The following is a 13,948-nucleotide window of genomic DNA, read 5'->3' on the forward strand; positions in this document are numbered from 1 at the left end:
ATGACTACATCCCAACCATCGCGTCAACTCAAACTCGGATTCATCCTGCACGGCGTCGGCCCAGGTTGGGGCGACTGGCGCCATCCCGATGCCGATCCGACCGCCAGCACCAATATCGATTTCTACCTGCGCCAGGCCAAGCTGGCGGAGGAGGGCAAGTTCGATTTCCTGTTCGTGGCCGACAGCGTCCACATCACCGAGAAATCCAGCCCGCACTACCTGAACCGCTTCGAGCCGCTGACCATCCTCTCGGCGCTGGCAACCGCCACGAAGAACATCGGCCTGGTGGGCACGCTGACGGTCAGCTACAGCGAGCCATACACGGTCGCCCGCCAGTTCGCGTCGCTGGACCATATCAGCAAGGGTCGCGCCGGCTGGAACGTGGTCACGTCCTGGCTATCGGGCAGCGCCGAGAACTACGGCAAGCCTACGCACCCGCCGCACGAGGTGCGCTACCGCATCGCCGCCGAGCATCTGCAAACCGTGCAGGGGCTGTGGGATTCGTGGGAGGATGACGCGCTGGTGCACGACAAGGCCAGCGGCCAATTCATCGATCCCGAAAAATTGCACACGCTGCACCACCAGGGCGAGTTCTTCTCGGTGCGCGGTCCTTTGAACATCAGCCGTTCGCCGCAAGGGCAGCCTGTGATTTTCCAGGCCGGCGCTTCCGAGGACGGACGCAATTTCTCGGCGCGTCACGCGGAGGCCTTCTTCACCGAGGGATCGAACTTCGAATCGTCGCAGGCCTACTACGCGGACATCAAGAAGCGCGCCGCCGCCTTCGGCCGTCCGGCCGGCAAGCTGGCGGTGTTGCCGGCGCTGCGCGCCATCGTCGGCAAAACCGAGGAGGATGCGCAACGCCTCTACCAGGAAGCGGTGGCGCTGGTCCGCATCGAGGATGCGCTGGTGGCGCTGGCGCGCTCGTTTAACGAACACGACCTGACGCAGTACCCGCTCGACGGACCATTCCCGGACATCGCCCAATACGGCGCTGAGAGCAATCGCAGCGCTTCCGAGCGCATCATCCGCACCGCGCGCGACGAAAACCTGACTTTGCGCGAGACCGCGCTGCGCTACGCCAGCCCGCGCAAGGAGTTTGTCGGCACCGGCGTACAGGTGGCCAACGCGATCCAGCACTGGTTCGATGGCGGCGCCGCCGACGGGTTTATACTGTTTGAATCGCTGCCACGCCAGCTCGACGCGTTTGTCGCCGAGGTGGTGCCGGTGCTGCAGCAGCGCGGCCTGTTCCGCCTGGACTACGGGCACACCACCTTGCGCGGCAACCTCGGGCTGGACGTTCCGGAAAACCGCAACACCGCCGCACGCCGCCAGGCCGCCTGACAGGGGTGACTTAGATGAGGAGACTTAAATGAGTGCATCACCAGGTTTTGAAACGCCGGCCCGCCTGCGGCATTTCGTCGAGGCGCTGGACTCCCTGCTGGGGCAGGGCTACGAAACGGACGAAACGCGCATCGTCGCGCAGGGCTCCAAACTGCTGCGCGAACTGATCGCCCATGACGATTGGCTGCCGCAGCAGGCCGCGCTGCCCGACCCGCAGTACTACCGCCAATATCTGCTGTATCGAGATCCGGCGGCGCGGTTCTCGGTGGTGAGCTTCGTCTGGGGACCGGGCCAGTCGACGCCGATCCACAACCACACGGTATGGGGCCTGATCGGCCTGCTGCGCGGCGCCGAGATCTCGCAGGACTACCGCCGCCGCGCCGACGGCCTGCTCGAAAAAGTGGGCGAGCCGCAGCGGCTCGAAACGGGCGTGGTGACGGCCGTATCGCCAACGCTGGGCGACATCCACCAGGTCTTCAACGCCTACGACGACCGCATCTCGATCGGCATCCACGTCTACGGCGCCGACATCGGCGCAGTCGATCGCAGCGTGTTCACGCCGGAGGGCGCGGTCAAGCCTTTCCGCTCCGGCTACGCCAATGCCGCCTGATCGCCACACACAATCCAAGGAATTCGAAAGCCATGACTAAAAACCTGCTTCAAACCGGCCTGCTTGGCTTCCCTTACCGCAGCCCGCAGCAAGTGCGCGAAGACCTGCTGGCGCGACGCGAGATCGCGCTGCTCGACGTGCGTGAGGAGGATCCGCACGCGCAGGCGCACCCGCTGTTCGCCGCCAACCTGCCGTACGGCCGCATCGAGCTGGATGCCTACGCCAAGCTGCCGCGCCGCGATGTGCACATCGTCGTGCTGGATGGCGGCGAGGGCCTGGCCGTATCCGCCGCCAGCCGTCTGCGCCAATTGGGCTACACCGACGTTTCGCTGCTCGCCGGCGGCGTCGCCGGCTGGCAGGCCGCCGGCGGCGAGTTGTTCCGCGACGTGAATGTGCCCAGCAAAGCCTTCGGCGAGTTGGTGGAGGCCAGGAACCACACGCCATCGCTGTCGGCGCCGGAGGTGAAGGCGCTGATCGACGGCGGTAAAGATATCGTCATCCTCGATGCGCGCCGCTACGACGAGTACCAGACCATGAGCATCCCGGGCAGTTTCAGCGTTCCAGGCGCCGAGCTGGCGCTGCGCGCGCGCGAGCTGGCGCCGAACCCGAAGACACAAATTATCGTCAACTGCGCCGGCCGGACCCGCAGCATCATCGGTACACAATCGCTAATCAACGCCGGAATTCCGAATCCGGTTGCTGCACTGCGCAACGGCACCATCGGCTGGACATTGGCCCGCCAAAAACTGGAACACGGCCAGTCGCGAAGCTATCCGCCGGCGTCCGATACGAACCGGCTGACGGCCGCCGACGACGCCAGATCGCTGGCCGACCGCACAGGTGTGCGCCGCCTCGATCGCGCGGGGCTCGATCAACTGCGGGCCGACGCCACCCGCACCACCTATCTGTTCGACGTGCGCGGTCCGGCGGAATTCCGCGACGGCCGCCTGCCTGGCTTTCGCTCCGCACCGGGCGGTCAACTGGTGCAGGAGACCGAACAGTTTGCGCCGGTGCGCGGCGCCCGCATCGTGCTGGCCGACAGCGACGGCGTGCGCGCCAACCTCACCGCGCACTGGCTGGCGCAGATGAACCACGAGGTCTATGTGATCGACGGTCTGCAAGCCACCGACTTCAACGTGACGGAGGCGTGGACCGACGAACTTCCGCCACATCCCGAAGTACGCGAAATCGGCGCGGAGGCGCTTGCGCAATGGCTCGCCGACGCGCCGGAGGAGACGGTGCTGCTCGACTTTACGTCCGGGGTCAATTATCAAAAGCGTCATATTCCCGGCGCATGGTTCGCGCTGCGCTCCGAATTGCCGGCTGTCGTAGCGAAGCTTTCGCCCGGCGCCAAACGCTATGTGCTCACCTGCGGCAGCAGCCTGCTGGCGCGCTACGTGGCCGGCGACGTCCGCGCGATGACCGATCTGCCGGTGTATGTACTTACCGGCGGGACGACGGCATGGGCAGCCGCCGGGCTGCCGCTGGAGGAGGGGCCGACGCGCCTGGCGTCGCCGCTGATCGACCGCTATCGCCGCCCCTACGAGGGCACAGACAATCAGGACGAGGCGATGCAGGCCTATCTCGATTGGGAGTTCGGGCTGGTCGAACAGCTCGGACGCGACGGCACGCACGGGTTTGTGGTTTTCTGACTAATCTTCCTTGCAACAAGCGCAACGCAATGCGTCACTTAATGGATGCATGCGTTGCGTTTTGGTTGCGGCGCAGCGTAAATTTCCTCATTGTTGTCGTGTGGTAATAGGGTTCCGGTATACTTGAATGTAGCCGAGCAACAATCGAATCTTTTAACACTTCTATGAGAAAAGTCACCATGACTATTACCAAGCGCTTGATTCTGACCCTGTCATTGGCGCTACTGGCGCTGATCTTTGTCGGCTTCACCGGCCTGAATCAATTGTCGCGCGCCCAAGCGCGGCTGGACCTGGTGCAAACCCGTTTAGTCCCCAGCATCGCGGGCCTGAACGAAGCCAAAGGCTACCTCGCCGATAGCCGGCTGGCCGGCTACCGTCTCTCCGTGTTCTCGAATCTTCCGGATAAAACGGCGCTGGACAAGGCGTACAACGACGCCCACGCGAAGTTCGACACGGTCATCGCGACCTACGAAAAAGAGCGCATCTTCGATGAAACCGACCGCAAACTGCTCGAGGCGGACAAGGCCAACATGGCCGCCTACCGCCAGGCGCTGATTCCGTTCCTGGCCGGCGCCCACTCCGGCGACATGGATGCGGTGCGCGCCACGCTGATGCCCGGCACGCCGCTGGCTTTGACGGCCGGCGCACTGAAAAAAGGATTCGACGACCACATCGCCTATAACAACAAGCTGAGTGACGATATCCGCACCGAGAGCACCGCCGCCTACACCTTCGCGTTCCGCCTGATGCTGTCGGTGATCGTGCTTGGCCTGCTGGTGACAGGCGCGCTCGCGTGGCAACTGTACAGCATCATCAGGAACAGCCTTGAAAGCATCCGCAGCACCCTGGTCAACGTCAGCCAGTCGCTGGACCTGACCCAGAAAATCCCGGTCCAGCGCATGGATGAAATCGGCCACACCGCCGTCGCCTTCAACAAGCTGCTGGAGCAGATCGCCGGCGTGATCGACACCGTGCGCGCCGCCACCAGCGCGGTCGGTACGGCCTCGCAGCAGATCGCGTCGGGTACCGGCGACCTGTCGAACCGCACCTCGTCGCAGGCGGCCTCGCTCGAGGAAACAGCAGCCAGCATGGAGCAATTGACGTCCACCGTCGGCCAGAACGCCGACAACGCGCGCCAGGCCAACCAGCTGGCACGTTCTGCCTCCGACGTCGCGGCGCAGGGCGGCAGCGTGGTCGAACAAGTCGTCGTGACCATGGGCTCGATCAACGAATCGTCGCGCAAGATCGTCGACATCATCTCGGTCATCGACGGCATCGCCTTCCAGACCAATATCCTGGCGCTGAACGCGGCGGTCGAAGCGGCGCGCGCCGGTGAACAGGGCCGTGGTTTCGCGGTCGTTGCCACCGAAGTGCGCAATCTGGCGCAGCGCTCGGCGGCGGCGGCAAAAGAGATCAAGGCGCTGATCGACGACTCGGTCGAGAAAGTCGGTTCCGGCACCAAGCTGGTCGAGCAGGCCGGTTCGACGATGAACGAAGTCGTCTCCAGCATCAAGCAGGTGACCGACATCGTCGGCGAAATCAGCGCCGCCACGCAGGAACAGAACGACGGCATCGCCCAGGTGCACCAGTCGATCACGCAGATGGACGAGACCACGCAGCAGAATTCGGCCCTGGTCGAGCAGACCGCCGCCGCCGCGCAGACCCTGCGCGATCAGGCGGATGCACTGGAACGTGTGGTCAGCGCGTTCACGATCGGCGCGCAGCAGGTTGGCTACACGCCGCCGCCGGCACGTCCTGTCGCGCGCAGCGCGCCAGTGGCGAAGAAGCTGCCTCCGAAGCCGGTTGTGAAGGCGGCCGCCAAGCCATTGGCATCGCCGACGCAGAAGGCCAAGACCACCGCCGCCGCGACGTCGAGCGGGGAGTGGGAAGAGTTCTGACCGTAGAAGTGGCTTGACCGTATAACCACGTAGGGCGGATTAGGCGGAACGCCGTAATCGGCCATGCATGCGTCAACGTGGCGCATGCATGGCCGATTACGCTACGCTAATCCGCCCTACGTGTTTTTTTTGTACGGGCTACAATCGAGAACCAATGTTCTGGAGGGTAGCCATGAATCACAATCGTTTGGGAAAATCAGGTTTGCGCGTGCCGGAGCTCAGTTTTGGCACGGCGACTTTTGGAGGCGGCAACGACTTCTTCAAAGCCTGGGGCAACACCGATGCCGGCGGCGCTTCGCGCCTGATCGATGTATGCCTTGAACACGGCGTGTCGATGTTCGATACCGCCGACGTCTATTCCGACGGCCTGGCGGAGGAAGTGCTCGGGCAAGCCATCAAGGGCAAGCGCAACCGCCTGCTCATCTCCACCAAAGTCACTTTCCCCGCCGGCGATGGCGCCAATGATTTCGGCTCCTCCCGCCAGCATCTGATCGATTCCGTCGACAAGTGCCTGCAACGCCTTGGCGTCGAGCACATCGACCTGCTGCAGCTGCACGGCCAGGACAACAACACCCCGGTCGAAGAGACGCTGTCCACCCTGGACCAACTGGTCCGCGAAGGCAAGGTGCGTTACATCGGCGGCTCCAATTTCTCCGGCTGGCACATGATGAAATCGCTGGCGGTGTCGGACCGCTATGGCTATCCGCGCCACGTCGCGCACCAGATCTACTACTCGCTGCTGAATCGCGACTATGAATGGGAGCTGATGCCACTGGCCGAAGACCAGGGCCTCGGCGCGATGGTCTGGAGCCCGCTGGGCTGGGGCAAGCTGACCGGGAAGATCCGGCGCGGACAGCCGGCAAGGCCGGGCACCCGCGCGCACGACATCGCCGGCACCGGCCCGCATTTCGAGGAAGAGCGCCTGTTCCGCATTGTCGACGCGCTGGACGTGGTGGCCGAACAAACCGGCAAGACGGTGCCGCAGGTGGCGCTGAACTGGCTGTTGGGGAAGAAGACCATCTCCAGCGTCATCATCGGCGCCCGCGACGAGCAGCAATTGATCGATAACATCGGCGCCACCGGCTGGCGTTTGAGCGCGGAGCAGAACGCGTTGCTGGAAGCGGCCAGCGAGGTCTCGCCAGCCTATCCGGTGTGGCACCAGCGCGGATTCCCGATGCTGAACGAACGCGCGGGCTGATTAGAACGTCTTGATCAGTGTCGCCCGCAGCGAGCGCGATTCGATGGGGTGGAAGTGGATGTCGGTCACCGGCTCCGCTTCGCCCTTCAATTGCGACGCGTAGTAGTAGTCGATGGCGGAATCGCGGCGGTTGGTCAGGTTGAACGCCTCAAGTTCCAGCGACAGGTCCTTGTCGATCTTCCAGCCGATCCGGCCGTTCAGGGTCATGCTGGAATTGGAACGTACGCTGTTGTCCTCGATCAGCGGACGTGGACCGAAATAGCGCAGCTTCAGCGAGCCGGAAAACGGCCCGCCGTCGTCGACCGTCACCGCCAACTGGCCGGTGCCTTCGATCGCACCGGCGATGCCGTTGCCGTCCGGCGCGTCGCCGCGCGTGCGCGCCCGTGCATAGGCCAAATCCAGATCGACCGACAGCCATTTCAGCGGCTTGTAGTAGTTCGAGAATTCCACGCCGTAGCGGCGGCTCGGCGGACCCGCCTCGGTGGTGCCGGCGTCGCCGACAAAGGTCAGCTCGGAATCGAAATCCAGACGATACAGCGACAGCGACGATTGCAGGCCTGGCAGCCAGGTGGTGCGCGCGCCCAGTTCCATGCCCCGCGAACGCACCAGCGGCGAGACCTTGCCGGTCGCCAGTCCGGTCTTCGGATCGATGGTGATGGTGGCGCCGCGCGCGTCGTTGCTGTGGAAGCCAGTGCCGATATTGGCGTACAGCTCGGCCGTTTTCCAAGGCCCATAGATAACGCTCAAGCTGGGGCTCACCAAGTGGTCGTTCGCGGTGCCGGAATTGGCCGCCAGGTCGCTGGAGACATCGAAGCGGTAGCCGTCGATACGCGCGCCGGCCACGGTGCGCCATGCGTCGTTCCAGCGCGTGCTGTTCTCGACGAACAGCCCGGCGCTGGACTCGACGATGTGGTCCTGGCGCGTGGTGGAAACGCGTTGGCGCGCCTGCGTGTTATACAAACCGTTGAAGATATTGTCGTTTTGCAGTTGCAGGCCGATGGTGGTTTCGCTGTTCCAGCCATCGCCGTGCTGGTGCCAGCTATGGCTCGCATTCAGGCCGCTGGTGACGCGCTTGTCCGGCTGCGCGAACTGGTCGCCCCGCACCGGATCGTCCATGAAGTAGGTGAAGTTGGAGAACAGATCCAGCTGATTGGCGATGACGTAGGCGTTGACCTTGGAGGAGCTGTCCTGCGTCGTACGGCGCCACGCGCCCGAGAGGCTGTAGCGGTGCGCCTCGCCGCCGTCGGTGGGATCGATGGCGCCGTAGCGGCCAATGTGGCCATCCCGCACCGCGCGCTGCGGAATCTGGTCGGTGGCGCTCCAGTCAGTGCGGTAGGCCATCAGGCTGACGTTGAAGCCGTTATTGGCGTAGCCTTCGCTGTAGCGCAGCACCGCGTTGAGCTTTTGGTAGTTATCCGGGTTTTCGTACGGGCCGTCGTTGTGCAGCACTTCCAGCGCGTACAGCAGGCTGCCGCGCGGCAGTTCGACGGAGTCGGCGAGCAGCGCGCGGCCATAGCCGTTCTGGCCGGCCGACACGCTGGCCAGGCCTTGCGTCAGCCGGTTGGCGTACACCACGGACGCCGTGCCTGCGGAAGCGAAGTCGCCTTCCTCGGCGGAGTAGGGGCCTTTTTTGTAATCGAGCCGCACCGCCAGTTCCGGTATCAGGAAATTGAGATCGGTCCAGCCCTGGCCATGCGCGTGGCTGCGCTGGTTGACGGGCATGTCGTCGACCGTGGTGCGCAGGTCGGTGCCGTGATCCAGATTGAAGCCGCGCAGGTAGAACTGATTGGCCTTGCCTTCGCCGCTATGCTGGCTGACGATCAGGCCGGGCATCGCTTCCAGCAGTTCGCCGGGGCGGTAGACGGTGCGCGCGGCCAGCTCCTTTTGCGACACGCTGCCCGAGCTGGCGGCATCGGCCAGGCCAAGCTGGTTGGCGCGCGAGCCGTCGATGGTCACCCTTTGCAGCAGGTCGTCGGCGTGGACGGGTGAGTGGAAGGCGATCGCCGCCAGCGCCAGGGGCATGAGCCGCTTAACGGGCGGTTTGATCGATGCTGTCTTGATCGAAAATGAGGGTTTGGATGACGCCATCTGTTTGCAGGTTCACTGTGTTCTTTTGCGAAGGCAGGAAGTCTATCAGCAGGGCGTTGTGAATGCGAGTGCGGGGTTTGAGTTTCGTGCCGGCGATTTCCTGGAGGATGACGACGCTGTCGGCGTCGGCCTTCACGCCCACCCATTGCAGCGGCAGGCGTTTGTTATCCGGACCGGCGAGCTGGAACTGCTTTTCGACGTAGCGGCGCAGCGGCTGTTCGCTGTCCGCCTGGCCCAGGTCGAAACTGCGGCCGTACAGATTGGCGAGCAAGGTGGAAACATCGTGCGACGTGTAGGTGTGCACGATCTCCGTGTTGCCGGTACGGTCGTTGTAGCTGATATCGGCTATGCCCATGTGAAAATTATGGGCGCCGGCCGCCGTGCAGGCGAGTGCCATCACGGCGGCGGCCAACGTGCGTAAGGCGCGCAGCGTCATTCGCCCGCCGCGTCCTTGTCGCCGGTTTCCTTGCCCGACTTGTCGTCCTTGCCCTTGAGCGGCGTATTAAAGTCGCGCATCAGGTTATTGCGGTCACGTTCGGTCTTGAACAGCTCCACGCGCGACTGCGTCGGCTTGCGCGGCCAGGCGTTGTTGCTGGTGTCGATGTCGGCGGTTTCCCAATACGGGTCCTGCACCAGACCGACCATCGGCTCGTCGGTGACGATCAACTTGGTGATCTTCTTCGGCGAGAAGCGCCACACTTCGGCGGGAACGCGCTCGATGTACTTCTTGCCGCTCTTGAGTTCAATCTCCAGCACCAGCGGCATCACCAGGCCGCCGATGTTCGAGAAGTCCACCAGATACAGGTGCTTGCCCTGGTCCAGCAGCTTCTTCTCCCACGGCTCCAGCTTCTCGATCGCTTCCGCGTAGCTGTTGCGGTCCTTGTTGGTGACGGTGAACTCGTCATGCTCGTTGTAGAAATCCTTCAGCTCCGGATGGCTGTCCAGCCGCTTGGGCATGGCCTTGTTCAAGCGCTGCGACACCGAAACCGGCTCCGCCTCCTTCTGCGCCTTCTTCCAGGCCTTTTCCTTTTCCGGGTCCTTGGTGCTCACACCGTATTCGCTGATGCCGTCGACACTGATGTCGACCGCGTCGGTGGTGTAGAACCAGCCGCGCCAGAACCAGTCAAGGTCGGTGCCGGAGGCGTCTTCCATCGTGCGGAAGAAATCGGCCGGGGTGGGGCGCTTGAACTTCCAGCGGTTGGCGTACTCCTTGAAGGCGTAGTCGAACAATTCACGTCCCAGGATGGTCTCGCGCAGGATGTTGAGCGCGGTGGCAGGCTTGGCGTAGGCGTTGTTCCCGAACTGCAGCAGCGACTCCGAGTTGGTCATGATCGGCACCTGGTTCTGGCTGCGCATGTAGTCAACGATGTTGCGCGGCTCGCCGCGGCGCGACGGATAGTCCTGCTCCCACGCCTGTTCGGCCAGGTATTGCACGAAGGTGTTCAGGCCTTCATCCATCCAGGTCCACTGGCGCTCGTCCGAGTTGATGATCATCGGGTAGTAGTTGTGGCCCACCTCGTGGATGATCACGCCGATCAGGCCATACTTGGTCTGCTGCGACCAGGTCAGCGCGCCGGTCTTCTTGTCCTTGGTCGGACGCGGACCGTTGAACGAGATCATTGGGTATTCCATGCCGCCCACCGGGCCGTTGACCGAGATCGCCGTTGGATACGGGTAGTCGAAGCTGTACTTGTTGTACTGCTCGATGGTGTGGATGATGGCCTGGGTGCTGTACTGGCCCCACAACGGATTGCCTTCCTTCGGATAGTAGGACATCGCCATCACGTTGCTGCCGTCCTTTTTGTAGCCCTGCGCGTCCCAGATGAATTTGCGGCTAGACGCCCACGCGAAGTCGCGCACGTTGGCGGCCTTGTAGTGCCAGGTCTTGGTGGCGGTGCTGACCGATTTCTCCGCCTTCTCCGCTTCTTCCTGGGTGACGATGAGTACCGGCTTGGTGGCGGTCTTCGCCTTGGACAGGCGGTCGCGCTGTGCCGCGCTCAGTACCTCGCCGGGATTTTGCAGGTCGCCGGTGGAGGCGACCACGTGGTCGGCCGGGACGGTCAACTGGACGTCGTAGTCGCCGAATTCCAGCGTGAACTCGCCGGCGCCGAGGAACTGTTTGTGCTGCCAGCCCGTCACGTCGTAATAGGCCGCCATGCGCGGGAACCATTGGGCGATTTCGAACAGGTCGTTCTTGTCTTCCTCGAAGCTCTCGTAGCCGGAACGGCCGCCGAGCACTTTTTGCTCGTTGATGTTGTAGGACCAGTCGATATTGAAGGCGTAGCTCTGACCCGGTTTCAATGGCGTTGGCAGGTCGATGCGCATCATCGTGCGGTTGATCACGTACTTCAGCGGCTGGCCGCCGGCGCTCACGCTCTTGATCTTGAAGCCGCCGTCGAAGTCACGGCCCGCCAGCACACCGCGCAAACCTTCGAACTTGTAGCCGTCGTCCGGCGTCGGCGGCTTGGTCCACGCTTCGCGCGACGGCTGCGTCATCATCATGCGCGCATCGGAGTCTTTTTTGTAGATGTTCTGGTCCAGCTGCACCCACAGGTAGCTGAGCGTATCGGGGGACTTGTTGTGGTAGCGGATTTGCTCGCTGCCGGTGAGCGAACGTTTGGCTTCGTCCAGGGTGGCGCGGATGGTGTAGTCCGCGCGCTGCTGCCAGTAGGCGGCGCCGGGGGCGCCGGAGGCGGTGCGGTAGGTGTTGGCGCTGGGGAGAACCTCGTCCAGCTGGCGGAACTTGTCATCGAAAGGTTCCGCCGCGAATGCGGACACCGTCAAGCAAATGGCGACGAAGCCGAATGTTTTGCGCATATTCTGTGTTCCTGATCTTTGTCAGAAGAAAAGGAACTAGTGTATAGCAAGTTTTCAAAGTATCACCGGCAGATACAATAAAATACAATCGATGATACGGTTTATATTATTTACGTGAACCGTGCTCGCCGCCGCCTGTTTTGGTCAGTGTTTTTTTTGCATCTGGGCGTCCTGGAACTGGAAGCGGGCGTCGTCGTTGGCGGTGACGGCGCGCGATGTCGCGTCCAGGTGCATCACGCGGGAACCCGCGCCGCTGCTGGCTTGAGGCCATTCCGGCAGGCCCGCGCCATTCGGATTGCCGGTCTTGATGAAGTTGGCGAAGTAGCCTTGCATCACGGTCGACAGTGCGCGGTCTTCGTCGGTCCACGCATATACTTTATTCAGGTTCAGGTTACCCATGGCGTATTCGATTTCGGCCGAGTGGGCTGCGCCCTGGTCGCCGGGACGTGGGCGGCTGTAGTAATAACGATACACAGGCTTGCCGCTGGTGCGGGCGTGCGTGTCGATCCACTTCCAGGTACCGTAGTTGATGAAGCGGTCGCTTGCCAGCGCGGTTGCCGCTTGGGCGACGTCGCCGCTGTAGGCCTGCTGCGCGGCCGCCGCTTGGTCGCCGTAGAGTTTTTGCAGCGCGGCGGCGAAGTTCTCGGTCGTCGGCTCGCTATCGCCCAGGATCTGCTTGTAGTGGCCTTCTTGCGAATTCCAGCCTGCCAGCAGCGGTATGCGCGCCTGTTTGCCGTCGGCGTACAAGGAAGTAGGGAGATTCGGCAGCACATAGCCGTCTTGCACCGCGAAGAACCATGTTCCCGGTTTTTTTGTCGCATCCAGCAGCTGCTGTGCGGGCATGGCGCGCAAGGCGGCCAGCGTCGGCGCGCCTGCCGATTCCGCAAAGGCGGCGCCAATCTTCTCGGCCATCGCCAGCGGCTGCGGCGCCGCGCCAAGCAGGGCGCCGCTCTCGCCGATCGCGCCGGCGATCAAATCCTTGGCCATAGGGTTGATCATCTGCGCGCTGACCGAGAATGAGCCGGCCGATTCGCCGGCGATGGTCACGCGCGACGGGTCGCCGCCGAAGGCCGAGATATTATCCTTCACCCATTTCAGCGCCGCCGCCTGGTCCATCAAGCCGTAATTGCCCGATGCCTTGTTCGGCGATTCCGCAGTTAGTTCGGGATGCGCCAGGAAGCCGAACACGTTGAGGCGGTAGTTGACGGTCAAGGTGACGATGCCTTTGGCCGCCATGCTCTCGCCGTCATAACGGGGCTCGGAGCCGTCGCCGGTGGCGAAACCACCGCCGTAGAAGTACACCAGCACCGGCAGCTTTTCTTTCGCGGATTTGGCAGGTGTCCAGACGTTCAGGTACAGGCAGTCCTCGCCCATGCCGTCGGAGCGGAACACCATGTCGCTATACAGCGGCAGCTGCATGCCGCGCGGGCCGAAATGGTCGGCCTTGCGCACGCCTTTCCACTTTTGCGCCGGCTGCGGCGCCTTCCAGCGCAAATCGCCCACCGGCGGCGCGGCGAACGGGATGCCTTTATAGGATGCCACGCCGGAGGCCTCCAGCGTGCCTTGCACCACGCCCGTGGCGGTGGTGGCGCGCGGCGCGCTGGCCGCCGCAGCGTAGGCGGTGAGGGAAGAGGTGAAAACGCCGGAGGCGACCAGCAGCAAACCGAATTTATTCATGTCTTTTTTGGCCAAAAAGGAAGGAGTGGCAACTATAGCTGGAAGCCCTTCCATTGGCGACCGATTTTCGATTTCGCGGCCGTTCGGCGAGGGTGTGATAGCGAACATACATTGCGTTTAGGCATTGTTAGGATGGCTCATCGAACTCATCAATAACGAGGCAAACATGGCAAACGCAAATCAAGTACTGGTCGTCGACGACAATATCGACGTGGTGGAGTCGTTATCGGCGCTGCTACAGTGCCACGGCTACGAGACGTCGGCCGCGCACAATGGTTACGAGGCGTGCGACTCGGTGCGCGATGCGATGCCGAAGGCGATCATCATGGATCTGGGGATGCCGTGGATGGATGGCTACGGCGCGGTGCGGGCGATACGTCGCATGCCCGGGACGCAGGCCTTGCCGATCATCGCGTTGAGCGGTTCGGCCGATAGCGAGTCGGCGCGAAAAGCTGTTGCGGCCGGGTTCACCCACCATTTTTCTAAACCGCTCAATTTCGAGCATTTGAATCAGTATCTGGCGAGTCTGAATTAATTCGCTGGCGGTCCGCAAATGGCGGATTACGCTGCGCTAATCCGCCCTACGTGATTGTGTTGTACATTGAGCATCCGATTCGTCGCGGAGACACGTAGGGCGGATTAGCCGGAACGGCGTAATCCGCCGTGA

General features: G+C 62.9%; 10 protein-coding genes. 6 read left to right on the top strand and 4 right to left on the bottom strand.

Annotated features, from left to right (window positions below; all coding sequences use genetic code 11):
* The 5 genes from NHH88_13395 (at position 1) to NHH88_13415 (ending at position 6,699) form a co-directional block, all read left to right on the top strand.
* Positions 1-1,341, top strand: a complete 1,341-nt coding sequence (locus NHH88_13395) for an LLM class flavin-dependent oxidoreductase (GenBank protein ID USX16712.1) — start codon at positions 1-3, stop codon at positions 1,339-1,341.
* A 28-nt stretch (positions 1,342-1,369) separates the two neighbouring features.
* Complete coding sequence (locus NHH88_13400) at positions 1,370-1,951, top strand: cysteine dioxygenase (protein ID USX16713.1); 582 nt, start codon at positions 1,370-1,372, stop codon at positions 1,949-1,951.
* Positions 1,952-1,983: 32 nt separating this feature from the next.
* On the top strand, positions 1,984-3,603 hold the full coding sequence (locus tag NHH88_13405; protein ID USX16714.1) for a rhodanese-like domain-containing protein: 1,620 nt from the start codon (positions 1,984-1,986) through the stop codon (positions 3,601-3,603).
* A 179-nt stretch (positions 3,604-3,782) separates the two neighbouring features.
* Complete coding sequence (locus NHH88_13410) at positions 3,783-5,501, top strand: methyl-accepting chemotaxis protein (GenBank protein ID USX16715.1); 1,719 nt, start codon at positions 3,783-3,785, stop codon at positions 5,499-5,501.
* A 172-nt stretch (positions 5,502-5,673) separates the two neighbouring features.
* Positions 5,674-6,699, top strand: coding sequence for an aldo/keto reductase (locus NHH88_13415; GenBank protein ID USX16716.1), 1,026 nt, complete (start codon positions 5,674-5,676; stop codon positions 6,697-6,699).
* On the opposite strand, the gene NHH88_13420 is transcribed toward NHH88_13415, so the two are convergent.
* From NHH88_13420 to NHH88_13435, 4 genes are all read right to left on the bottom strand, one after another.
* Positions 6,700-8,721, bottom strand: coding sequence for a TonB-dependent receptor (locus tag NHH88_13420; protein ID USX16717.1), 2,022 nt, complete (start codon positions 8,719-8,721; stop codon positions 6,700-6,702).
* Positions 8,722-8,728: 7 nt separating this feature from the next.
* Entirely contained in the window at positions 8,729-9,223 is a 495-nt protein-coding gene (locus NHH88_13425) for a hypothetical protein (protein USX16718.1), read from the bottom strand.
* Complete coding sequence (locus NHH88_13430) at positions 9,220-11,604, bottom strand: M1 family metallopeptidase (protein USX16719.1); 2,385 nt, start codon at positions 11,602-11,604, stop codon at positions 9,220-9,222. Before NHH88_13430 ends, NHH88_13425 begins: the two co-directional genes overlap by 4 nt.
* Before the next feature lie 144 nt (positions 11,605-11,748).
* Positions 11,749-13,281, bottom strand: coding sequence for a carboxylesterase family protein (locus NHH88_13435; GenBank protein USX16720.1), 1,533 nt, complete (start codon positions 13,279-13,281; stop codon positions 11,749-11,751).
* A 166-nt stretch (positions 13,282-13,447) separates the two neighbouring features.
* Here NHH88_13435 and NHH88_13440 point away from each other — a divergent pair, with 166 nt between their 5' ends.
* Complete coding sequence (locus NHH88_13440; GenBank protein ID USX16721.1) at positions 13,448-13,816, top strand: response regulator; 369 nt, start codon at positions 13,448-13,450, stop codon at positions 13,814-13,816.
* Positions 13,817-13,948: the final 132 nt, after the last annotated feature.

The sequence above is a fragment of the Oxalobacteraceae bacterium OTU3CAMAD1 genome (genome assembly GCA_024123915.1).
Lineage (GTDB): Bacteria > Pseudomonadota > Gammaproteobacteria > Burkholderiales > Burkholderiaceae_D > Rugamonas.